The organism is Hydrogenophaga sp. (genome assembly GCF_018780385.1).
Taxonomy (GTDB): domain Bacteria; phylum Pseudomonadota; class Gammaproteobacteria; order Burkholderiales; family Burkholderiaceae_C; genus Hydrogenophaga.
In genome coordinates this window covers 525,696-547,541 of sequence record NZ_JADMJO010000003.1, presented here as the reverse complement: position 1 = coordinate 547,541, position 21,846 = coordinate 525,696, and the positions used below count along the sequence as shown (strand labels likewise).

General features: G+C 66.8%; 22 protein-coding genes. 7 read left to right on the top strand and 15 right to left on the bottom strand.

The genetic code is table 11. The features are described from left to right. Positions 1–4: 4 nt before the first annotated feature. Positions 5–769, top strand: a complete 765-nt coding sequence (cysE, locus tag IV113_RS03130; protein ID WP_291080700.1) for a serine O-acetyltransferase — start codon at positions 5–7, stop codon at positions 767–769. 111 nt (positions 770–880) lie between these two features. Here cysE and IV113_RS03125 read toward each other — a convergent pair whose 3' ends face one another. Genes IV113_RS03125 through yjgA form a run of 3 tightly spaced genes read right to left on the bottom strand, consistent with a single transcriptional unit; the run spans position 881 to position 2,632 of the window. Beyond that, positions 881–1,357: a peptidylprolyl isomerase gene (locus IV113_RS03125; protein WP_056273892.1), complete on the bottom strand. Its 477-nt coding sequence runs from the start codon at positions 1,355–1,357 to the stop codon at positions 881–883. A gap of 19 nt (positions 1,358–1,376) precedes the next feature. Further along, positions 1,377–1,982, bottom strand: a complete 606-nt coding sequence (gene mog, locus IV113_RS03120) for a molybdopterin adenylyltransferase (RefSeq protein WP_291080698.1) — start codon at positions 1,980–1,982, stop codon at positions 1,377–1,379. After that, positions 1,979–2,632, bottom strand: coding sequence for a ribosome biogenesis factor YjgA (yjgA, locus tag IV113_RS03115; RefSeq protein ID WP_291080696.1), 654 nt, complete (start codon positions 2,630–2,632; stop codon positions 1,979–1,981). The genes mog and yjgA overlap by 4 nt, the downstream gene beginning before the upstream one ends. 97 nt (positions 2,633–2,729) lie before the next feature. On the opposite strand from yjgA, the gene pmbA reads away from it, so the two are divergent. The 3 genes from pmbA (at position 2,730) to IV113_RS03100 (ending at position 5,408) form a co-directional block, all read left to right on the top strand. Further along, entirely contained in the window at positions 2,730–4,160 is a 1,431-nt protein-coding gene (gene pmbA, locus IV113_RS03110; RefSeq protein WP_291080694.1) for a metalloprotease PmbA, read from the top strand. Then, entirely contained in the window at positions 4,160–5,050 is an 891-nt protein-coding gene (locus IV113_RS03105; protein WP_291080692.1) for a DMT family transporter, read from the top strand. Before pmbA ends, IV113_RS03105 begins: the two co-directional genes overlap by 1 nt. 91 nt (positions 5,051–5,141) lie before the next feature. Next, on the top strand, positions 5,142–5,408 hold the full coding sequence (locus IV113_RS03100) for a hypothetical protein (RefSeq protein ID WP_291080690.1): 267 nt from the start codon (positions 5,142–5,144) through the stop codon (positions 5,406–5,408). Between the two features lie 342 nt (positions 5,409–5,750). On the opposite strand, the gene IV113_RS03095 is transcribed toward IV113_RS03100, so the two are convergent. From IV113_RS03095 to IV113_RS03080, 4 genes are all read right to left on the bottom strand, one after another. Beyond that, positions 5,751–6,197, bottom strand: a complete 447-nt coding sequence (locus tag IV113_RS03095) for a GatB/YqeY domain-containing protein (RefSeq protein WP_291080688.1) — start codon at positions 6,195–6,197, stop codon at positions 5,751–5,753. A gap of 116 nt (positions 6,198–6,313) precedes the next feature. Further along, positions 6,314–6,526, bottom strand: a complete 213-nt coding sequence (gene rpsU / locus IV113_RS03090) for a 30S ribosomal protein S21 (RefSeq protein WP_056273869.1) — start codon at positions 6,524–6,526, stop codon at positions 6,314–6,316. A 127-nt stretch (positions 6,527–6,653) separates the two neighbouring features. Then, positions 6,654–7,034 carry an antibiotic biosynthesis monooxygenase gene (locus tag IV113_RS03085; protein WP_291080686.1) on the bottom strand — a complete coding sequence of 127 codons (381 nt, stop codon included), beginning with the start codon at positions 7,032–7,034 and terminating at the stop codon, positions 6,654–6,656. Continuing rightward, positions 7,031–7,363, bottom strand: coding sequence for an NIPSNAP family protein (locus IV113_RS03080; RefSeq protein ID WP_291080685.1), 333 nt, complete (start codon positions 7,361–7,363; stop codon positions 7,031–7,033). The genes IV113_RS03085 and IV113_RS03080 overlap by 4 nt, the downstream gene beginning before the upstream one ends. A gap of 107 nt (positions 7,364–7,470) precedes the next feature. Here IV113_RS03080 and IV113_RS03075 point away from each other — a divergent pair, with 107 nt between their 5' ends. Next, positions 7,471–8,202 (top strand): helix-turn-helix transcriptional regulator, encoded by a 732-nt coding sequence (locus IV113_RS03075; RefSeq protein WP_291080684.1) that lies wholly within the window; start codon positions 7,471–7,473, stop codon positions 8,200–8,202. Here IV113_RS03075 and IV113_RS03070 read toward each other — a convergent pair. The 8 genes from IV113_RS03070 to nirB all read right to left on the bottom strand — a co-directional run bounded on the left by IV113_RS03070 (position 8,199) and on the right by nirB (position 18,413). After that, positions 8,199–9,410 carry an NAD(P)/FAD-dependent oxidoreductase gene (locus IV113_RS03070; RefSeq protein WP_291080683.1) on the bottom strand — a complete coding sequence of 404 codons (1,212 nt, stop codon included), beginning with the start codon at positions 9,408–9,410 and terminating at the stop codon, positions 8,199–8,201. The genes IV113_RS03075 and IV113_RS03070 overlap by 4 nt on opposite strands. A 26-nt stretch (positions 9,411–9,436) precedes the next feature. Beyond that, positions 9,437–10,123, bottom strand: a complete 687-nt coding sequence (locus IV113_RS03065; protein ID WP_291080680.1) for a type IV pili methyl-accepting chemotaxis transducer N-terminal domain-containing protein — start codon at positions 10,121–10,123, stop codon at positions 9,437–9,439. Between the two features lie 111 nt (positions 10,124–10,234). After that, positions 10,235–11,020: a uroporphyrinogen-III C-methyltransferase gene (cobA, locus tag IV113_RS03060; protein WP_291080678.1), complete on the bottom strand. Its 786-nt coding sequence runs from the start codon at positions 11,018–11,020 to the stop codon at positions 10,235–10,237. Then, entirely contained in the window at positions 11,004–11,933 is a 930-nt protein-coding gene (gene ybiB / locus IV113_RS03055) for a DNA-binding protein YbiB (protein WP_291080676.1), read from the bottom strand. The genes cobA and ybiB overlap by 17 nt, the downstream gene beginning before the upstream one ends. Positions 11,934–11,990: 57 nt before the next feature. Beyond that, complete coding sequence (locus IV113_RS03050; RefSeq protein ID WP_291080674.1) at positions 11,991–14,768, bottom strand: nitrate reductase; 2,778 nt, start codon at positions 14,766–14,768, stop codon at positions 11,991–11,993. Continuing rightward, positions 14,765–15,148: a nitrite reductase small subunit NirD gene (gene nirD, locus IV113_RS03045; RefSeq protein ID WP_291080672.1), complete on the bottom strand. Its 384-nt coding sequence runs from the start codon at positions 15,146–15,148 to the stop codon at positions 14,765–14,767. Before nirD ends, IV113_RS03050 begins: the two co-directional genes overlap by 4 nt. A gap of 14 nt (positions 15,149–15,162) precedes the next feature. Then, positions 15,163–15,945 carry a type IV pili methyl-accepting chemotaxis transducer N-terminal domain-containing protein gene (locus tag IV113_RS03040; protein WP_291081177.1) on the bottom strand — a complete coding sequence of 261 codons (783 nt, stop codon included), beginning with the start codon at positions 15,943–15,945 and terminating at the stop codon, positions 15,163–15,165. A gap of 2 nt (positions 15,946–15,947) precedes the next feature. Then, complete coding sequence (nirB, locus tag IV113_RS03035) at positions 15,948–18,413, bottom strand: nitrite reductase large subunit NirB (protein ID WP_291080670.1); 2,466 nt, start codon at positions 18,411–18,413, stop codon at positions 15,948–15,950. Between the two features lie 442 nt (positions 18,414–18,855). On the opposite strand from nirB, the gene IV113_RS03030 reads away from it, so the two are divergent. Beyond that, positions 18,856–20,082 carry a type IV pili methyl-accepting chemotaxis transducer N-terminal domain-containing protein gene (locus IV113_RS03030; RefSeq protein ID WP_291080668.1) on the top strand — a complete coding sequence of 409 codons (1,227 nt, stop codon included), beginning with the start codon at positions 18,856–18,858 and terminating at the stop codon, positions 20,080–20,082. A 6-nt stretch (positions 20,083–20,088) separates the two neighbouring features. Beyond that, positions 20,089–21,846 carry a bifunctional protein-serine/threonine kinase/phosphatase gene (locus tag IV113_RS03025; RefSeq protein WP_291080666.1) on the top strand — a complete coding sequence of 586 codons (1,758 nt, stop codon included), beginning with the start codon at positions 20,089–20,091 and terminating at the stop codon, positions 21,844–21,846.

Sequence of the window (21,846 nt, the reverse complement as noted above, 5' to 3'; positions counted from 1 at the left end):
CGCCATGTTTGCCCGCATCCGCTCCGACATCCAGTGCGTTCTTGACCGCGACCCCGCTGCGCGCAGCGTCTGGGAAGTCGTCACCTGCTACCCCGGCCTGCACGCGGTCTGGCTGCACCGCCCCGCGCACTGGTGCTGGACGCACGGGCTCAAATGGCTTGGCCGTTTCATCTCGCACATCGCGCGCTTCTTCACCGGCATCGAGATCCATCCCGGTGCCAAGGTGGGTGAGCGTGTGTTCTTCGACCACGCCATGGGCGTGGTGGTGGGCGAAACGGCCGAGATCGGCGACGGCTGCACGATTTACCAGGGGGTGACGCTGGGTGGCACCTCGCTCTACAAGGGCACCAAGCGCCACCCCACCCTGGGCAAGGACGTGGTGGTGAGCGCGGGCGCCAAGGTGCTGGGCGGCTTCCTGGTGGGCGATGGCGCCAAGATCGGCAGCAACGCGGTGGTGATCAAACCGGTGCCGGCTGGTGCGACTGCCGTGGGCATCCCGGCCCGCATCATCCCGAGCAAGACCGGCGAGAGCGCCGACGTGACCGACCCCAAATTTCAGGCCTACGGCATCACGCAGGAAGACGACCCGCTGTCACAGGCCATGCGCGGCTTGATCGACAACGCCGCAGGCCAGGAACACCAGATCGCGCTGCTCTGGCAGGCGATCGAGACCCTGGCTGAAACGAAGAAGCGCGATTGCGTGCCGCAGGACGCGGCGCGTGAAGAAAACTTCGAGGCCGAGAAGCTCAATCAACTCATCGGTAAGTGAGTTCCACCATTTCCGACTGAACCTCTAGCCGTTCGGGCTGAGCTTGTCGAAGCCCTCACGCGATGCACCGCACGAGCCCTTCGACAGGCTCAGGGCGAACGGAGATCGCGATCAGTGATGATGTCCGTGCGCACCGTGAGCGTGGCCGTGTGAAATCTCCTCGGCCGAAGCCGCTTTCACATCCACCACCTTCACCGCAAACTTCAGCGTTTGCCCGGCCATCGGGTGGTTGCCGTCCAGGTGCACCGTGTCGCCCTTGATCTTCATGACGGTGAACACGTGCTGCTGGCCCTTGTCGTCGCTGCCTTCGAGCTGACCACCCACCTTCACGCCCGGCGGAAAGTCGCGCTTGGGCATGGTGGTCACCAGGCTTTCGTCGCGCACGCCAAACGCGTCTTCGGGCGGCAACACCAGGGTGGCGGCGAAGCCGGGTTCCTGGCCTTCCAGGGCTTTCTCGATGCCCGGCAGCGTGTTGCCGTAGCCGCCGTGCAGGTAGGCGCGTGGCTCCTTGCCGTCTTCAAGCACCTTGCCTTGGGCATCGGTGGCGCGGAAGGTGAGGGTGACGATGGTGTCTTTGGTGATCTTCATGGGGTGTCTCTTGGAGATGTCAGCGCGCGGGGCGCACGGCGGATTTGGGGCGGAAGGCCTTGCAGACCTCGTCGTTCGTTTCCAGGTAGGGCCCGCCGATGAGGTCGATGCAGTAGGGCACGGCGGCAAAGATGCCGTTGACCTTCTGCGTGCCGTCGGCATTCTTCAGGCCTTCGAGCGTTTCGGCAATCGCCTTGGGCTGGCCCGGCAAATTGATGATGAGGCTCTGATCGCGGATCACGGCCACCTGGCGCGAGAGGATGGCGGTGGGCACAAACGTCAGGCTGATCTGGCGCATCTGCTCGCCAAAGCCTGGCATGGTCTTGTGCGCCACGGCCAGCGTGGCCTCGGGCGTCACGTCACGCAGCGCGGGGCCGGTGCCGCCGGTGGTGAGCACCAGCGAGCAGCCCGCGTCCACCAGTTCGATCAGCGTGGCACTGATGCGCTCCACTTCGTCCGGGATCAGGCGGGGCTCGAAGGTGATGGGATTCTTGAGCGCCCGCGTGAGCCACTCCTGCAGCGCGGGCAGGCCCTTGTCTTCGTACACGCCGGTGCTGGCGCGGTCGCTGATGGACACGATGCCGATGCGCACCGGGTCTTCAGGCAAACGGGTTTTTTCGTTCATGCGGGATCTTCCTCAACGGGCGCGTCGGGTTCGTCCGAGCCCTGATTCAGCGCGGTCTTGACCAATTGGAAGATCTCGCGGTAAGCCTTGCCGTGGCGCACGGCCTCGCCCGGTCGTTCCTGGGCCTCGTTGGCCTGTGCGTCCTTGCGGGCCTGGCGGATCAGGGCGCGCAACTGCTGCACGTCGGTGTCCGGCACCTGCTCCAGCCAGCGCGTGAGGGCGTCATCGTTGGCGATCAACTGGTCGCGCCACTGCTCGGCCAGATGCAAGGACAGCGTGCCTTTGGCAGAGCCCTTGTTCTGTTCGTCGAGCGCGGCTTCCACCTCGGCCAGCGTCGCCTCGTTGACGCCGCGCATGAGCTTGCCGATGTACTGCATCTGGCGGCGGCGGCCTTCGAAGTTGGTGATCTTCTTGCAGTCGTTGACCGCATCCACCAGTTTTTCGGACAGGTCGAGCCGCTTCATCAGATCAGCGCGCAGCGTGAGCAGGCTCTCGCCGAGCTCCTGCAGGCGGTCGCTGTACTTCTTGAGGTCGGTCTTGCTCATGTCGTCCGAACCTTTGAGCTCGCGCTTGAGTTCCAGGTCCAGTTCGCTGCCGAGGGCAACGAACTGGCCACGGACGAAATAGCCTTTGGTGGGTTTGCGGGACATGTGGGTACTCGAAAGGGGAGGGCTGCACGCTCGGCAGCATGGGCATCTGCGCGCGATGCAGCGCCCGGGTAGGGCGGCCAGTATCATAGCCGTCGATATGAAAAATGCCCCCCACACCCCGGCCCAGCCCACCCCTTCGGTCTCGGCCAACGCCCCGCTCCCCGGTTTCCAGTACGCCCGCAGCCAGTTTGAAGAGCTGGTTGATCTGGCGCTTTCCCATGCGAAACAGCTCGGCGCGGCCGATGCAGCGGCCGAGGTGTCCGAGGGCGCGGGCCTGAGCGTGTCGGTGCGCAAGGGCGAGCTGGAGAATGTGGAGCGCAACCGCGACAAGTCGCTCGGCGTGACCGTGTACCTGGGCCAGAAGCGCGGCAACGCGTCCACCTCCGATTTTTCTGCCGCCGCCGTGCGCCAGACGGTGCAAGCAGCCTATGACATTGCCCGTTTCACCGCCGATGACCCCATGGCCGGCCTGCCCGACGCCGCCGACGTGGCCGACAGCTACCTCGATCTCGACCTCTTTCACCCCTGGGTGCTGAACTCCGAAGAGGCCATGCGTATCGCGCTGGAATGCGAAGCCGCGGCCTTTGCCACCAGCAAAAAGATCAACAACAGCGAAGGCGCCGGCGTGTCGGCCCAGCAGTCGCATTTCTTCACCGCCCACATGCGCGAAGGCGCACGCTCGGGTGCTGGCATCTTCAGCGGTGGTTACGCCAGTTCGCGCCACAGCCTGTCGGTGGCGCCCATCGCCGGCCGGGGTGCCAACATGCAGCGCGATTACTGGTACAGCTCGCAGCGCTCGCCGCAAGACCTGGCCACGCCCCAGGCCGTGGGCCGCTACGCCGCCGAACGCACGCTTGCGCGCCTGAACGGCCGCAAGATCGCCACCACCGAATGCCCGGTGCTGTTCGAGTCGCCCATGGCTGCTGGCCTGTTGGGCGCCTATGTGCAGGCCACCAGCGGCGGTGCGCTCTACCGCAACACCACCTTCCTGCCCAACAGCCTGGGCAAGCGCGTGCTGGCCAGGCACATCGACATCCTGGAAGACCCGCACGTGCGCAACGGCAAGGGCAGCTCACCGTTTGACGACGAAGGTGTGCGCACCGCCAAGCGCAAGGTGGTCTCTGCCGGCAAGGTGCTGGGGTATTTCCTGTCCACGTACTCGGCGCGCAAGCTGGGCATGCGCACCACCGGCAACGCCGGCGGCTCGCACAACCTCACACTCACCAGCCGCCTCACCCAACCCGGCGACGACCTGCGCGCCATGCTCAAGAAGCTTGGCCGCGGCCTGATGGTCACCGAGCTCATGGGCCAGGGCGTGAACTACGTGACCGGTGACTACTCGCGCGGCGCCTCGGGCTACTGGGTGGAAAACGGCGAGATCGCCTACCCGGTGCACGAGATCACCATCGCCGGCAACCTCAAGGACATGTTCCAGGGGATCGATGCCGTGGGCGCGGATGCGTACAACTTCGGCGCCAAGACGGTCGGCTCGATCCTCGTCAACAGGATGAAAATCGCTGGCAGTTGATGAATTTCCGCCCGGAAGCGCTTGCGCTGCTCGCCGCAGCCTGCTGGGCGGTCTCCAGTCTTTTTTCTGCAGGTCCTGCCCAACGCCTGGGTGCTTTTGCTTTCAGCCGCTGGCGCATGTTGTTCGCCAGCCTGCTGCTGTGGGCGCTGGCCTTGGCGGGTGGTGGCTGGCGCAGCCTGGATGCCTCTGCCATCGGCCTGCTGGCGCTCTCGGGCGTGATCGGCATTTTCATCGGCGACACCGCGCTCTTCGCCTGCATGAACCGCCTGGGGCCCCGTCGCTCGGGTGTGCTGTTTGCGTGCCACGCGCTGTTCTCGGCGGTGCTCGCCTGGGCCTTTCTGGGCGAGGTGCTCTGGGGCTGGGCGCTGCTTGGTAGCGGGTTGCTGGTCGGTGGCGTGATGCTGGCCATCGTGTTGGGACGGCGCAGAGACGAGTTTCATGGCTGGGAACAGACACATGGCCCGTTGATCATCGGTGTGGGTCTGGGGTTGGCGGCCGCGCTGTGCCAGTCGGTGGCCACGCTCATGCTCAAACCCCTCATGACCACTGGCGTGGATGCGGTGGCGGCCAGCGCGGCGCGCATGAGCATGGCTCTGCTGGCCCACACCGTGCTGCTGGCCAGCGGATGGCCGGGCGCACGCGCCAAGGCGCCCTTGCAGTGGAAAGACGCCGGGCTGACCTTCCTGAGCGCCGCCGTGGCCATGGCCCTGGGCATGACGCTGATCCTCGCCGCCATGCGGCTCGGTCAGGCCGGTCTCGTGGCCGTGCTGTCCTCGGTCTCGCCGATCCTGATCCTGCCGCTGCTGTGGCTGGTTTATCGGCGCCGGCCGGCGGCAGGAGCCTGGCTGGGCGCGGTTTTGGCGGTGCTGGGCACCGCACTGATCCTTTGAATCAGCGCGCCGCGGTCTGAACGCAACGTTGTTGGTAGCGATCCTGAAACAGCGCAAGGTCCCGAGTCTCACCTTCGCTCAAGGAGGGCCGTTGCTTGCGTTGCTGGAGGGATCGGCGCATTTCCGCGCACTGTTCGAGCAGCTTTTGACCGGCCTCAACCACTTCAACTTCATGCTGCTTCTCGGTCTTGAGCCTCTCGTCAGCCAGTTGGCGGCTGTCGCGCTTTTCGCGCGACAGCTGTTGCTGCGCCCGTCGCCGCTCGTCCTGGCATTCCAATTCAAAGTTCCGTCGCAGTTCCCGGATGGTCAAGGCATCGATGCCCCGAGCCGGGGCTGTGCGTACTGCTTCCTGCATTGACGCACAACGGGACCCCATGTACGCCAGCTCTTCTCCAGCCCGAGGCACTGAGGGTGCAGCAGGGCTTCCGTAATGTGGTCGTGCCGTCTTGGGTCCGTGGTAGGTAAAGGGAGGGGGTTTGGATCCCTTCGGACAAGGATTCCTCGACTGGTATCGGGTGCCGTTGGATGTGGTGCACGAGTAAACCTGAGCCCATGTGGGCGTTGACCATACGGTCATAAGGCCCAGCATGAGCAGCACGCGTACCTTGGCTTGCCCGTTCAATGCTGGCATTTTGTTTCCCCCTGATTGCATGTTGTTGCGAACTGTCTGCTTCAAAGCATTCATCTTGCAACAATTCAATCAGCCCGCAAGCACAGCCTTCACGGCAGCCGACACCATGCCCATGTCCGCCTTGCCGGCCAGGCGTGTTTTCACCGCGCCCATGACCTTGCCCATGTCACCAGGGCCTGTGGCGCCCAGCTCGGCCACGATGGCTTTGACTTCGGCGGTCACTTCATCGGCCGACAGGCGTGCGGGCAGGTAGGCTTGCAACACCTTCAATTCAGCGCTTTCCTTGTCGGCCAGGTCCATCCGATCGGCCTTGGTGAAGGCCTCGATGCTGTCCTTGCGCTGCTTGATCAGCTTGTCGACGATGGCCACCACCATGGTGTCGTCGAGCTCCACGCGGTCATCCACTTCCTTCTGCTTCATGGCTGCGGTCAGCAGGCGGATGGTGCCCAGGCGCTCGCTGTCCTTGGCGCGCATGGCATTTTTCATGTCTTCGATGATCTGGTCCTTGAGGCTCATGGGGGGCTCCTGTGGGCGGTGAAACGGGGGTTCAGGCAAATTCAGACAACAAAAAAGCCCGCCTGAACGTCTTCCAGCGGGCTTTTGGGCAACCGGGCGAACCCGGCGGCACAGGCTCAGTACAGCTTCTTGGGCAACTGCATCGAGCGCACACGCTTGTAGTGGCGCTTGACGGCGGCAGCCTTCTTGCGCTTGCGCTCGGCGGTGGGCTTTTCGTAGAACTCACGGGCGCGCAGGTCGGTCAGCAAACCGAGCTTTTCGATGGTGCGCTTGAAACGGCGCAGGGCGACGTCAAAGGGTTCGTTGTCTTTTACACGGATGGTCGTCATGGGCGAGAGATGTCCAGAATGCGCGGAAAGAGGATGTTCGGGAAGATCGGGCCCAAGCGTCGTTTCCGCAAAATGTCCCGTCGTTAACTAGTATTGGCAGACGGGTATTTGCCAGCAAAGCCTTGGATTATAGCCACTTCGGTACCTCGGGCAAGCCAGCGGTCCTGGTGTGAAAGGCCCGGGCATCGGTTGGTGCCTGTTCTCGCGCGTTCAGGCCGTAGTCGCGTTGCACCAGGGCCACGCGCAATCGGTAATCCGAGAACACGCCGGCACGGCCGGCTGCCTGGGCCTGGCGATGGGATGGGAGGGTGCGCCAGAGCGCGACGGCGGCCTCGTCCCGCCAGAACGACAACGAAAGCAGCTTTCCGGGCTGACTCAGGCTCTCGAAGCGCTCCACGGAGACGAAACCGTCTATCCCCTCCAGTTCGGCGCGCAGCGCGGCGGCCATGTCCAGGTAGGCCTGTCTGCCGGCTTCGCTGGGGATGACTTCGAAGATCACGGCGATCATGACGCCGCCTTGCGGTCATATGTGCCCGCCACCAGCTCGGTGAAGGTGCGTTCCTCGCGCAGGATGAAGCGCCGCTGGCGCGCCATCTCGAAGTTCGCCCGTCCCTCGTCGTCGGCGCGCAGGCGTGCGCGGTAGGCCTCGTAGGCGGCCAGGCTGTCGAAGCCGATCAGTCCCCAGGCTTCGTCGTTGGTGCCTTCGCTGGGCAGGAAGTAGCCCACCAGGTGCCCGCCACAACGCGGGATGATGCGGCCCCAGTTTTCGGCGTAGGTGCGGAAGGCCTCGACCTGGAAGGGATCGAGCTGGTAGCGGATGAAGCAGGTGATGGTCATGCGAGGTCTTTGATGGGTTGGAAGCCGCCATGCTGCCGCGCTTGTGCTCATGCATGCTTCGCTGTGGAGCGAAGCATGTTGAAGGGCGTTTGCCGCACACTCGCCGCATGAACACCAACCGCATCGCACACGTGGCCGCGCTTGTCGGTGAGCCCGCCCGCACGGCCATGCTGCTGGCTTTGATGGACGGGCGCGCGCTGACCGCACGCGAACTCGCCGATGCGGCCCGCGTCACGCCCGCCACCGCCAGCCGCCACCTGGGCCTGCTGGTGGAAGCCGCGCTGCTGCGCGTGGAGCGCCAAGGGCGCCACCGATACCACCGCCTGGCCTCGCCCGAGGTGGCGCGCGTGCTCGAAGGCTTGATGCAGCTGGCGGTGTCACCCCAGGCGCCGCTGGCGCCGCGGCGTGTGGTCGTGGGCCCGCGCGATGCCGCGCTGCGCGCCGCCCGCACCTGTTACGACCACCTGGCTGGTCGCCTCGGTGTGGCCATTGCGGATCATCTGGTGGTGTCGGGGGCTGTGGTGTTTGACGACGAAGCCGGCGCGGGCCATGTGACCGACCGCGTCGCGGATGTTTTGCGGGGCCTGGGGCTGGATGCCGATGCAGCGGTGGCGGGTCGCGCGAGCGGGCGTCCTCACTGCCGCCCGTGTCTGGACTGGAGCGAGCGGCGCATGCACCTGGCCGGCCGGCTGGGAGCGCTGATCTGCCACCACTGCCTGGAGCAGGGTTGGCTTTTGCGCGGCCAGGGTACACGCGCCCTCACCATCACGCCGCCGGGTGCCCTGGCACTGCGCGACTGGCTGGGCACTGCACGCTGGCGCGACCTCGTGGGTGGCTAGGGGCTTGGCAGAGCCAGCGCACACGCGTGCGCGCTGGCCCAGGCCCACTGGAAGTTGTAGCCGCCCAGCCAACCGGTCACGTCCACCACTTCGCCAATGAAATACAGCCCCGGCTGCTTCGATTCCAGGCTTTGTGACGACAGCTCGCGCGTGTCCACGCCCCCCAGTGTCACCTCGGCCTTCTTGTAGCCCTCGGTGCCGGTGGGGGTGATGTCCCAGCGCGACAGGCGCTCGGCCAGCCGGGCCAGCGCCTTGTCGGACGCCTCGGCCACGGGGCGTTGCCAGTCGGCGTCCTGCTGCACCCAGGCGTCGGCCAGGCGGCTGGGCACCAGGCTGGCGAGCTCGTTGGTGATCAGCTTGCGCGAGGTGGCCTTGGCGCGTGCGAGCGCGGCCGGCAGATCGACCTCGGGCGCCAGGTTGAGGCGGATCGGGGTGTTGTCGTGCCAGTAGCTGGAGATCTGCAGGACGGCCGGGCCGGATAGGCCGCGGTGGGTGAAGAGCAGGTCTTCGTTGAACGCCATGCGAGCCTTCTTGTCGCCGGTTTCGATGCGCACCGGCAGCGCCAGCCCGGACAGCCCGGCATAGGGCGCCCAGCCCTCGCCGTCGAAGGTCATGGGCACGAGGCCCGGGCGGGGCTCGACCATGCGCAGGCCGAACTGCCTGGCCACGCGGTAGCCGAAGTCGGTGGCACCGATCTTGGGGATGGACAGGCCCCCGGTGGCGACCACCACCGCAGGGCTGCGCACCGGGCCGCGGTCGGTGTCGAGTTCGTACACCCCGTCGCCATCCACCCGGATGGCCTTCACGCCGCACGGCTGCCAGCGCTGCACGCCGCCGGCATCGCACTCGCGCAGCAGCATCTGGATCAGGTCTTCCGCCGAGCGATCGCAGAACAGCTGGCCCTTGTGCTTTTCGTGAAAGGCAATGCCATGGCGCTGCAGGAGCTCGATGAAATCCGTCGGCGTGTAGCGCGAGAGCGCGGAGCGGCAGAAGTTGGGGTTGCCGCTGATGAAGTGCTTGTGCGGTGCGTGGGGGTCGAGATCGCGGTTGGTGAAGTTGGCGCGGCTGCCTCCCGAGATGCGGATCTTCTCGGCCACCTTGTCGCTGTGGTCGAGCAGCAGCACACGCAGGCCGCGTTGGCCGGCGATGCCAGCGCAGAAGAGGCCGGCGGCGCCAGCGCCGATGACGATGGCGTCGAAGTTTTGCATGGCGCGCAGTGTAGGCGCAGCGCCGTTCAGCCGTTGCTTCTGCTTCGCTCCGCGAGCACCGCGGCCTTTCTGGTGAGCCTGTCGATTTCGCCGGTGATGTCCGACAGGACATTGGCGACCACCGCGAATTCACGGCCGTGCTGTCCGGCCCGCGCGGCCATCACTTGCGCGTTGAAGCTCACCACCTTGGCTTCCTTGGCCACGCTCTGGATGTCGTCGACGATGCCTGCCAGCTCTTTCATCATGGCGTCGGAGCGCAGCCTGGCGACATCGTCGAAGGCGGTGGTGGCAGTGTTGAGGGCTTCGAGGATTCGGTCGGTGTGGCCAACCAGCTCGGCAGCTGACGCACTCGCGCGCGGACTGGCGGCTTCGATCTGATCGAGTGCGCTGCGCACGAGCTGCATGAATGCCTGCACCACGGTGCCGACGCCGCGCGTGCCCTGGTAGGTGTCGGTGATCTTGCGGGCGCTGGCGGGCTCCAGGTGCGCGGCGGTGGTCAGCAGGTGCTGCTGGCTTTCGGTGAACATCTGCAAGCTGCGTTGCGCGGCCGCTAGCCGCCCGGTGTCACCGTGAGCGGCCAGCACGGTCTGCAGGATCATGCGTTGCGACAGCATGCGCTGACGCGCCGCGAGGTTGACCAGCGAGAGACCCGCGATGTGGGCCGGTGTGTCATTGCGATGGAGGGCGGTGGAGTGAGCGGTGAGTGATGTCATGCAGGACACCAAGCAATCGCCGGGCCACCGCAGTTCGTGGGCTGCCGACGTCGTGCGCACCAACGTGGCTCGCTCAGCCTGCCCCGCAGCGCGGTGCGCGAGAGCGCGGAATCAGGCGGTGCGAACGACCTGATGGGGCATGTCGAGTGCGGCGATTCCGCTGACCACATCGCCCACCACGATCACGGCCGGGCTGCCCAGTCCCTCGCGCTCGATGGTGGCGCGCAATTGCCCCAGCGTGGTGACGGCGTGCCGTTGCTGGGGCAGGCTGGCGTGCTGGATCACGGCCACCGGCGTGTGGGCCGGCAGACCGGTGAGCAGCTCGGTCTGGATCTGCTCCGAGCCGCTCACACCCATGTAGATCACCAGCGTGAGCTTGGCGTCGCGCGCGGTGGCGGCCAGGGCAGGCCAGTCGGTGCCTTTGTCGCCGGGCTTGGCATGGCCGGTGACGAACACCACGCCGTGGGCATGCTCGCGGTGGGTGAGCGGCACACCCAATGAGGTGAGACCGGCCAGGCCCGCCGTGATGCCGTTGATGACCTGCACCTCGATGCCGGCAGCGCGCAGGTGCTCCACCTCTTCACCACCGCGCCCGAAGATGAACGGGTCGCCCCCTTTGAGACGCACCACCACCTCGCCCTCGCTCGCGGCCATGACCATGAGCTTTTCGATGAAGGCCTGTGGCGTGCTCTTGCAGCCACCGCGCTTGCCCACGTGCACGATGCGCGCACTGGGGCGAGCGTGGGCCAGCACCGCATCGCTCACCAGATCGTCGACCAGCAGCACGGTGGCCGCGCTGATCGCCTTGACGGCTTTGAGCGTGAGCAACTCCGGGTCTCCCGGGCCCGCGCCCACGAGTGCGACGGTGCCGGGCAGGAACTCAGATGGCGTGTGCATGGGCTGGGGAATCATGGTGTTGAACCGCTCGCAAGATGTGTTCCACCTGCAATGCGATCGGTGTGGGAATTGGTAACGAACCGTTGAGCACGGCGCGGATGTAATGCGCTGTGTTCGATGCGTCCACTGGAGGCAGCGAAGGCAGCTTCGCCAGCGGTCCGTCTTGTTGCGGCTGCACCTCGGTGCGTTCGCCATCTTGAAAGATTTCCATGCGCGGTGTGCGACGTGCATCGGCCACCGGTTCACCTTCGGTGCCGCGCAGCAGCAGGGCGTGCGCGCCGGTGAGGGCCCAGGTGGCGGCCATGGAGCTGGCGTATTCGGGGTGGGTGTAGCTGCCCACGATGAAGGCTTTGCCTTCGCACGGATTCATGAGCTTGACCAGGCTGTGCGCCGGGTTGCGCAGGCCGACCGCGCGGCGCACGTCGAGCAGGCGCTTGAGGCCGGGGGACAGCACCTCGGTGGGCACGAAGGCCACTTCGCCAGTCGCGAGTGCAGTCATGCGGGTGGCAGGCAACACGCCCAGTTCGGCGAACACGCTGGCCGCGAACACACGCTTGTCTTCGGTGGCCGTGCCGTGCACCAGCACCGCCGCGCCGCGGCGCGCCAGCAGCAAGGCCAGCAGCGGCGTGAGCACCGGCAGCTTGCGTGCACCGTTGTAGCTGGGCAGCACCACGGTGGTGTGGTCGTTGTCGGGCAGCTTGTGCAGACGGGCGTGCGTCGCATCCAGGAAGCCGGCCATCTCGTCCGCGGTTTCGCCCTTGATGCGCATGGCCAGGCAGAAACCACCGACCTCCAGATCGGTCACCGTGCCGTCGAGCACCTGGCCGAGCAGGTCCGTGGCCTGGACGCGCGTGAGCGAACGCGCACCGTCCTTGCCGCGGCCGATTTCCTTGATGTATTGGCTGATCCCCATGGCGCGCGATTGTCCGGCAAGTTTGATGACTCGGCGTTATATGGCCAAAGCGAGGGTTCAGGCGGCCAGCAACGCCGGGGTGGCGCGCACGAGGCGTTTGAGTTCGGGCACGCAGGAGCCGCAGTTGGTCCCGCAACGCAGGCTGGCCTGCAGGGTGGCCAGGCGCTCGTCCTCGCTGCCCTCGCAGGTGGTGAGCCGCTCGGTGATGGCCAGGTCGGTCACGTTGAAACAAGTGCAGATCTGCCGGCCTTTGGCCTCGATGGCCACCGGCGGCTTGGCACCCGGCATCAGCAGGCGGCGACCGTAGGCGTCGGCGGGCAGTTCGTCCTGCAGCAGCGGCTTGAGCCAGGCCTCGGCGCGCGTGTCGCCAGCGAGCATGAAACCGTCGAGCTGCGTGACCTCACCCACCCGCACCAGCCGTGCGGCGCGGCGTTGGCCCAGGCGCTTGTCGGCGTAGCGCAGGGCATCCGGTGTGTTCAGGCCCAGCAGATCCTCGATGCGCTCCATGAGGGCTGTGTCGGGCGCATCGTGCGCAGCCGCGCGGAACAGCACACCGGTGCGGTCTCTGCCGAACGGCACGCACGAGGCAAACGGAAACTGCGCCATGAGTTCGCGCAGGCCTTGCAGGGCGCTTAAAGCGCCGGCCTCGGGCAGCCAGGCCATGGCCAGCAGTGTCCAGGGCAGCTCGGCCTTGAGCACTTTCACCGCCGCGTGCTTGAGCTCAGGCTGCTTGGACGAGGGGCAGTAGGCCGAGGTGGTGAGCGCGTTCACGCCCGCCAGCGCCGTGCCGGTGCTGCTGAGACCACTGAGGTATTCGGCGCCCCAGTGCATGGCGATGAAAGCCTGCGACAGGCCGATGTCGGCCGAGCCGTGCAACGGCACCAGGATGGATCCGCGCTTGCTGGTCACGTGCACCAGATCGCCTTCTTTCAAGCCGCGGCGGACCATGTCTTGCGGGTTGAGTTGTACCGCCGGCTCGGCCACGTGGCCGAACAGGCGGCCCAGCGTGCCGGTGCGCGTCATGCCGTGCCACTGGTCGCGCAGGCGGCCGGTGGTGAGCGAGAAGGGGTAGCGCGATTCGCGCGGCTCGGCCAGCGGCACGAAGGGCAGGGCGGCAAAACGGGCGCGTCCGTCGGGCGTGGGGAAGATGCCGTCTTCGTACAGGCGTTCCCGGCCCACGGTCTCACCGGTGCGCATCGGCCATTGTTGCGGGCCTTGTTGTTCCAGCATGGCGTAGCTCAGGCCAGTGATGTCGAGGTCGCGCCCGCGGGTGGATTCGCGGTGTTCGTTCCAGATGGGCTCGGGTGACGGGTAGGGAAACAGCGTGGCCTCGTTGGGCCGCAAGCGGGCTTCGAGCCGCTGCGCGAAGTCGACCACGATGCGCCAGTCGTGGCGGGACTCACCTGGCGCGGTCACGGCCGGGCGCACGCGGCTGATGCGGCGCTCGCTGTTGGTCACGGTGCCGTCCTTCTCGCCCCAGGTGGTGGCGGGCAGCAGCAGGTCGGCGAAGTCGCAGGTGGCGGCCGTGGCATAGGCCTCCTGCACCACCACGAACTCGGCGCGCTGCAGCGCGCGGCGCACGGTGGCTTGGTCGGGCATGGACTGGGCCGGGTTGGTGCAGGCGATCCACAGCGCCTTGATCTCGCCGTCGGCCGCGGCCTGGAACATCTCCACCGCGCTCTTGCCCGGCTTCTCGGGCACCGAGGGCACGCCCCAGAGCGCGGCCACTTCGGCGCGGTGCTGCGGGTTGGCCAGGTCGCGGTGGGCGCTGAGCAGGTTGGCCAGGCCACCCACTTCGCGCCCGCCCATGGCGTTGGGCTGGCCGGTCAGGCTGAAGGGGCCGGCGCCGGGCTTGCCGATCTGGCCGGTGGCCAGGTGCAGGTTGATCAAGGTGGCGTTCTTCGCGGTGCCGCTGCTGCTCTGGTTCAGGCCCTGGCAGTAGAGACTGAGCGTGGCAGGCGACTGCGCAAACCATTGCGCGGCTGTGAACAGGTCTTCCTTCGGCACGCCGCAGGCCTGCGCCACGTGCTCGGGCGTGTACTCGCGCACCAGCGCCTTGAGTGCATCGAACCCGGTGGTGTGCGCGGCGATGTAGGCCGCATCCAGCCAGCCTTCCCACAGCATGATGTGCAGCAGGCCGTGGAACAGCATCACGTCGCTGCCGGGTTGCAGCGGCAGGTAGAGGTCGGCGAAGCCGGCGGTGTCGGTGCGGCGCGGGTCGGCCACGATCACCTTCATGGCCGGGTTGGCCTTCTTCGCTTCTTCGATGCGGCGGAACAGCACCGGGTGCGCAAAGGCCGCGTTGCTGCCGACGATGAACAGGCAACTGGCGTGGTTCACGTCGTCGTAGCAGGCAGGCGGCGCGTCGGCGCCCAGCGTGAGCTTGTAGCCGGCCACCGCACTGCTCATGCACAGGCGTGAGTTGGTGTCGACGTTGTTGGTGCCGATCAGGCCCTTGGCCAGTTTGTTGAAGACGTAGTAGTCCTCGGTGAGCAACTGGCCGCTGATGTAGAAGCCCACCGCATCGGGGCCATGGCTTTCGATGACCGACGCAAAGCGCTCGGTGGCGAGGTCGAGCGCGGCGTCCCAGGCCAGGGGCTGCGCGGGTGCGCCGCGTTGCAGGCGCTGCATGGGTTGCAGCAGCCGTGTCTGCAGCGCGATCGCGGGCGACGCGGTGAGGTGCAGCGTCTGGCCCTTGGTGCAGAGCTTGCCGAAGTTGGCCGGGTGATCGGGATCGCCGCGCACGTCGGTGATCTGGCTGCCCACACTGTCGATCAGCACCCCGCAGCCCACGCCGCAGTAGGGGCAGGTTGAGCGGGTGGTGGTCGGGTTCATGCGGTGACGGTTCGGCGTGCCGGGCCGGCGATCGGGCGGGTCAGATCGGTGGCCTGGGTGGCCAGTTCGTTCGCATCCAGGAACACCTGGCCATCTTCCACCTTCACCGCGAATTTCGGCGTGCAGCCTTCGTCGGGCGCGGCGGCCTGGCCGGTGCACAGGCCGATGGTCCAGTTGTGCAGTGGGCAGGCCACGCTGGTGCCGAACACGATGCCTTGCGAGAGCGGGCCGCCCTTGTGCGGGCAGCGGTCGAGCAGGGCGAACACCTCGTTCTGGTCGTTGCGGAACACGGCCACGTCCAGGCCTTGCTCGCGCGCCACACGGCGCGAACCCAGCACGGGGATGTCGTCGACGCGGCAGATGGGCTTCCATTGACTCATGATGCTTCCAGTCCTCAGGTTTTGATGGCGGCGTACAGACCGGTGACCCGGTCCATGACGCTGAGCAGGTTTTCACTCGTCACGAACACGTCGGACAGCGTTTTGGCGGCGGCGCCAGCGGTTTGCATGCGCTGCAGCGCCTGGTCGAAAAAGAACCACTGGCCATCGGCCAGTTGCAGTTCCGAGCGGATGCGTTCGGTGGCCTCGGGGGCGTTGCGCAGCAGCTCCATGGCGCTCAGGAATTCGGTGCGCGCCTTGCCGATTTCAGCCGTGGCGGTGGGCACGTCGATGGGCAGCGTGGCGGCGAAGTAGAACTTGGCCATGCGCTGCGAGAGCATGCGCTGGCGCCCGGCCACGTTGACCAGCTTGCCCACCGGGCGACCCGAGGCCGCTTCGTACTGCAGCGTGCCCTGGTGGGCCAGCGCCAGCACCCGCGCATCGGCCTGCAGCACGGCGGCCGCGCCCGGCTTGCCCGGCGTGGCGCCCACGAGCGCGGTCTTGTAGTCGCTCCAGGCCGCTTCGAGCTTGACGTAGGTGTCGCGGATGTCGGTCGAGGGCGCGAAGGCCTTGAGCTCGACGAGCTGGCGGTCGAACAAGGCCATCGACTTGTCGAGCACCGCCTGAGCGCTGCCGCTTTCGGTCTTGTGCACCAGCGCCAGCCAGCCCTTGCCCATGCGTTGCGACAGCATGCGTTGGCGGCCGGCCTTGTTGATGGCGTCGTTGAGGTCCAGCACCTGGGCCCGCGCGTTCAACAGCGGGAGCCCCGCGGCGGCGGCGATGATGGTTCTGCGACTGATGTTCACGAGAGGGTGCTCACGGGTTCGAACTGGCGTGTGTCCACCGCGGCTTCCTTGAAGTCGAACCACGGGTCTGGCTCGCCGTCCAGCGCAAACTGCAGCTGCTCCCAGAGGGCCTTGCGGCCTTCGTGGTCTTCCAGAATGCGCTTCTTCACGTAGTCCAGGCCGACGCGGTTCACGTAGTGCACCGTGCGCTCCAGGTACCAGCCCTCCTGGCGGTAGAGCTCGCAGAATGCGCCGGTGTACTCCAGCACCTCGGCCGCCGTCTTCACCTTGACGAAGAAGTGCGCCACCTCGGTCTTGATGCCGCCGTTGCCGGCGATGTACATCTCCCAGCCGGAGTCGACACCGATGACGCCCACGTCCTTGATGCCGGCCTCGGCGCAGTTGCGCGGGCAGCCCGAGACGGCGAACTTCACCTTGTGCGGCGCGTACATGCGCCACATGGCGCGCTCCAGGTCCTTGCCCATCTGGGTGCTGTCCTGGGTGCCCATGCGGCACCACTCGGAGCCCACGCAGGTTTTCACCGTTCGCAGGGCCTTGGCGTACGCGTGACCCGACGGCATGCCGATGTCTTTCCAGACATTGACCAGGTCTTCCTTCTTCACGCCCAACAGGTCGATGCGCTGGCCGCCCGTGACCTTCACGGTGGGGATCTTGTACTTGTCCACCGCGTCGGCGATGCGGCGCAGCTCGTCGGCCGTGGTCTCACCGCCCCACATGCGCGGGATCACCGAATACGTGCCGTCTTTCTGGATGTTGGCGTGCGAGCGCTCGTTGATGTAGCGCGATTGCGGATCGTCCTTGGCCTCCTTGGGCCAGGTGCTGATCAGGTAGTAGTTGATGGCGGGGCGGCAGCTCGCGCAGCCGTTGGGCGTCTTCCAGTTCAGGTGGGCAAACACCTGGGCCGTGGTCAGCAGCTTGCCCCCGTCGGGCAGCGGCGTGCGGATGGCTTCGCGCACCGCTGCGTGGCCGTGTTCGGTGCAGCCGCACATGGCTTTCATCTTCGGCGTGGCCGAGTAGTCGCCACCCGCGGTGAACATCAGGATCTGCTCGACCAGACCGGTGCACGAGCCGCAGGAGGCGCTGGCCTTGGTCTGCTTGCGCACTTCTTCGAGCGTGAACAGGCCCTTGTCCTTGATGGCCTTGCAGATCGCACCTTTGGTCACGCCATTGCAGCCGCACACCTCGTCGGAATCGCCCATGGCCGAGGCCTTGCTCTGGCCCTGGTGGCCCACGTCGCCGATGTTGGATTCGCCGAACATCAGCTTGTCGCGGATGTCGGCCACGCTGCGGCCGTCGCGCAGTAGCTTGAAGTACCAGGAGCCGTCCACCGTGTCGCCGTACAGGCAGGCGCCCACCAGCTTGTCGCCCTGGATCACCAGTTTCTTGTAAACGCCGCCCGAAGGATCGCTCATCACGATCTCTTCGGTGTCGGCGCCGCCGGTGAAGTTGCCGGCGGAGAACAGGTCGATGCCGGTGACCTTGAGCTTGGTCGAGGTGAGCGAGCCGGTGTAGCGGCCAATGCCGAACTCGGCCAGGTGCGTGGCCAGCACTTTGCCCTGCTCGAACAGCGGCGCCACCAGGCCGTAGGCGATGCCGCGGTGCGCCGCGCATTCGCCCACCGCGTAGATGCGCGGGTCGGTCACGGTCTGCAGCGTGTCGCTGACCACGATGCCCTTGTTCACGTGCAGGCGCATGCTCTCGGCCAGCGCGGTGTTGGGGCGGATGCCCACGGCCATCACCACCAGGTCGGCGGGCAGCTCGGTGCCGTCCTTGAAGCGGATCGCCTTCACGCGGCCTTCTTCGTTGCCCACCAGCTCCTGCGTCTGCGCGCCGATCAGGAATTTCATGCCGCGCGTCTCCAGCGACTGCTGCAGCAGCTTGCCCGCCACGTCGTCGAGCTGGCGCTCCATGAGCCAGGGCGCCACGTGCACCACGCTCACCGTCATGCCGCGCTTCATCAGCCCGTTGGCCGCTTCCAGGCCGAGCAGGCCGCCGCCGATGACGACCGCGTGTTTGTATTTGGTGGCTGCGTCGATCATGGCCTGCGTGTCGGCGATGTCGCGGTAGGCCAGCACGCCTTGCAGATCCTTGCCGGGCAGCGGCAGCATGAAGGGGTTGGAGCCGGTGGCCATGATGAGGCGGTCGTACGGTGCCTCGATCACGCTGCCGTCCGCATCCGTGGCGCGCACGATGCGCTTGATGCGGTCCACCTCGGTCACGGTCTTGCCTGCGTGCAGCGTGACGCCGTTCTCGGTGTACCAGGCCCAGTCGTTGAGCACGATCTCGTCCAGCGTCTGCTCACCCGCGAGCACCGGCGAGAGCAGGATGCGGTTGTAGTTGGGGTGGGGCTCTGCGCCGAACACCGTGATGTCGTAAAAGTCGGGCGCGATCTTGAGCAGCTCCTCAATCGTGCGCACACCGGCCATGCCGTTGCCCACCATCACCAGTTTTGATTTCTTCATCGCGGCTACTCCAGTTGTGATTCGCTAGGGGTCAGGTGCATACCCCGTGCCAGTGACCGGTGCGCGCACGCGCGCCGTGAGCCGGGTCACCAGAAAAAAGACAGGGATATTCGGTTGTTCCGGCCGAGAAGCCGGGCTGAGGCGCGCCACATGGCGGGCCCCGTTGTCTCGCTGCGCACGTCGTTGTGAGCAGTCCCGCGACACTGCGGTCGGGGTCAGACGCTTCGTCACGTCTGAGGTGAACCATGCAAAACGTGTGCCATATCATCGAAACCCGTGTGGCGGCGCGCGCGCGGCGCTCCGCGACCCGGCACGCGGCATGCAACCGCCGCTGGAGCCGGACCCGGTTTTCACTCTCAAGCTCTTGATTCATATGACATCTGTGCTGGTTTTTCGGAGCGGTCCCCACACCACGCTGCCCCTCGCAGTCGACCTGGAGGCCATGGGCATCGATGTCCTGGCGCAGGAAGAGGGCTGCAGCAAACTGGTGCAGGGCGTCGTGCGCCATGCACCAGATCTGGTGATCGGTGAGGTGTCGGCGCCCGCGGATGCACTGTTCAAGGCCACGCAGGCGCTGGCCGACACCGCACCCTGCCCGGTGATCGTGTTCACCACCGACAGCGATGCCGGCCACATCGAACAGGCCATGGCCGCCGGCATCCACGCTTATGTGGTCAACGGTTACGGAGCGCAGCGCCTGCGCCCGCTCATCCACCTCGCGCAGGCGCGCTTTCGGCGCGAGCAGGCGCTGCAGGAGCAACTGCGCGATGTGTCCCAGCGTTTCGAGGACCGCAAGATGGTGGAGCGCGCCAAGGGCATCCTGATGCGCGCGCGGCAGGTGTCCGACGACGACGCCTTCCAGATCCTGCGCACCGCCTCCATGCACAGCAACCAGCGCTTGGGCCAGGTGTCGCAGCACATCATCCAGTCGGCCCATTTCGCCGAAGGGGTGAACCGGGCCGGGCAGTTGCGCATGCTCTCGCAGCGCCTGGTCAAGCTGTACCTGTTGCGTCTGGCCGAGGTGCAGACGCGCCAGCAGCAGGCGCTGCTGGACGATTCGATCCAGCGCATCGACGCCAACATCGCGCTCTTGGGCAAGACACTCTCGGCCCCCACCTTCGGCGACCTGCTGGCCCAGGTGGAAGCCACCTGGCAACGCCTCAAGCCAGCCCTCAAGGGCAAGCCCGCCGCAGCGCAGGTGCTGCCGGTGGACGAACTCGCCGAGCGCCTGCTGCAGGAAGCCGAGCGCCTGACGGCGAGCCTGGAGAGCGCGGGCTCGGCCCCGCCGCTGAAGCTGCTCAACATCGCCGGGCGCCAGCGCATGCTGTCCCAGCGTTTTGCCAAGTGCGCGCTGATGGAGCTGGTGGAGGCCGATGCGCGCGCGCCGGGCAGTGACGCTGCCCTGGTCGGGGCGCAGCGGGAATTCGAGTCGGGTCTGGCCTTGCTCAACGGCCTGCCCCTGTCCACACCCGAGATCCGCCGCACGCTCGACGCCGCGGCCCTGGAATGGGAGCAGGTGCTCGCCGGTGCCGCCCACATCCAGCGCCCCGCGGGTCGCGACCGGCTGCTGCGGCTCGAAGGCCTGGCGGCGGCCAGCGAAAGCCTGCTTGAAGCCTTCGAGCAGCTCTCGGCCGAATACGAACGCAGCATGCAGATGCTGATGGGGTGACGCCGCATGGCCTTTGACATCGACATCGGCTTTGTGTGTCTGGCGGGCCGCAAGGAGAACAACGAAGACTTCTGCGCCGCCATGCTGCCGCCCGAGGGACAAGAGGACATGGGCTCCATCGTGGCCATTGCCGACGGAGTGAGCACCGGCGGCATGGGGCGGGAAGCGGCCCAGACCACGGTGACCAGCCTGGTGCGCGACTACCACAGCACGCCCGAAACCTGGGACACCACGGTGGCGCTGGACCGCATCATCGGCGCGCAGAACGCCTGGCTGGCCGGGCTCAACCGAAGCCGCCAGCCCGCCATGGGCCTGACCACGCTCACCGCGCTGGTGCTGCGCGGTCAGTCCTACACGCTGGCCCACGTGGGCGATTCGCGTTGCTACTTGCTGCGCGAGGGCCAGACGCTGCGCCTCACGCACGACCACGTGGTCAACCACCCCGACCTGCGGCACCAGCTGCTGCGCGCGGTGGGCCTGGAAGACCACCTCGTGGTCGACTATGTGCAGGGCGACCTGCAGGTGGGCGACATTTTCGTGCTGCTCACCGACGGCGTCCATGGCAAGTTGCCGGAGCGCCGTCTCGCCGACTGCGCCGACCCTTCCGTGCGAGCGCAGGTCGCTTGCGAACGGTTGGTGGAGGCGGCGCTGGCCGCGGGCAGCGACGACAACCTCACCGCCATGGTGGTGCGTGTGCTGGGCCTGCTCGACCCCAACCTGGAGGACGCCAGCCGCCTGGCCCACGCCCTGCCCATGGCGCCGCGCCTGAAGGTGGGCGACCTGATCGACGGCTTCGTCGTCACTGCGCCGGTGGCCGACAACGGCATCAACCTGCTCTACCAGGTGCGCGATCCCGCCACGCAGACGCTGTATGCGCTCAAAACCCTGCACCCCGCGCGCGCGCACGACCAGGACGAGCGCGCCATGCTCGCGCACGAGGCCTGGCTCTCGCGGCGCATGCAGTCTTCGCGCGCGGCCGACAACCTGGTGTGTCTGCACCAGAGCCTGCCCACGCAGCGGCCGCGCAGCGCCTACTACCTGTTGTACGACTGGCACAGCGGCGAGACCCTGCAGCAGATGCTGGACCGGTCACAGCGCTTCGCGCCCGGCCAGGCGGTGCAGATTGCCATGCAGACCCTGCGGGTGCTCGGCCGCATGCACCGCCAGGGTGTGATTCACCGCGACATCAAGCCCGCCAATCTGCACCAGGGCGAGGACGGCGTGCTGCGCGTGCTCGATCTCGGTGTGGCCCTGAGCGGGCGCGAGCCCGAGAGCATGCGACGGCTGCACGCCGGCACGCCGAGCTATGTGAACCCCGAGCAGTGGGGCTACAACACGCGGCAGGCAACCGGTGCCTCCGACGCCGAGACGAAGGAGCTGCCCGATGCCCGGAGCGATCTTTTCGCGCTGGGCGTGACGCTCTATCAGTTGCTCACCGCCCGCTTGCCCTATGGCCAGGTGCTGCCCTACCAGGTGGGCCGCTACTACCGCGACCCGACGCCGCCCAGCCGCCACAACCCCGAGGTGCCGATCTGGCTGGACCATGTGGTGCAGAAGGCCGTGGCGCGCGACCAGTCGCTGCGCTTCGAGACCGCGGAAGAGTTTTTGCTGGCGCTGGAGCGCGGTGCGTCCCGACCGCTGACCATGCCGCCGGCATCGGCGCTGCTGCAGCGGGATCCGACGATGCTGTGGAAGCTGCTGCTGGGTCTCAGCGCCTTGTTCAATGTGTTGTTGATCTACTGGCTGCTGTTTCTGCCGAAGTAA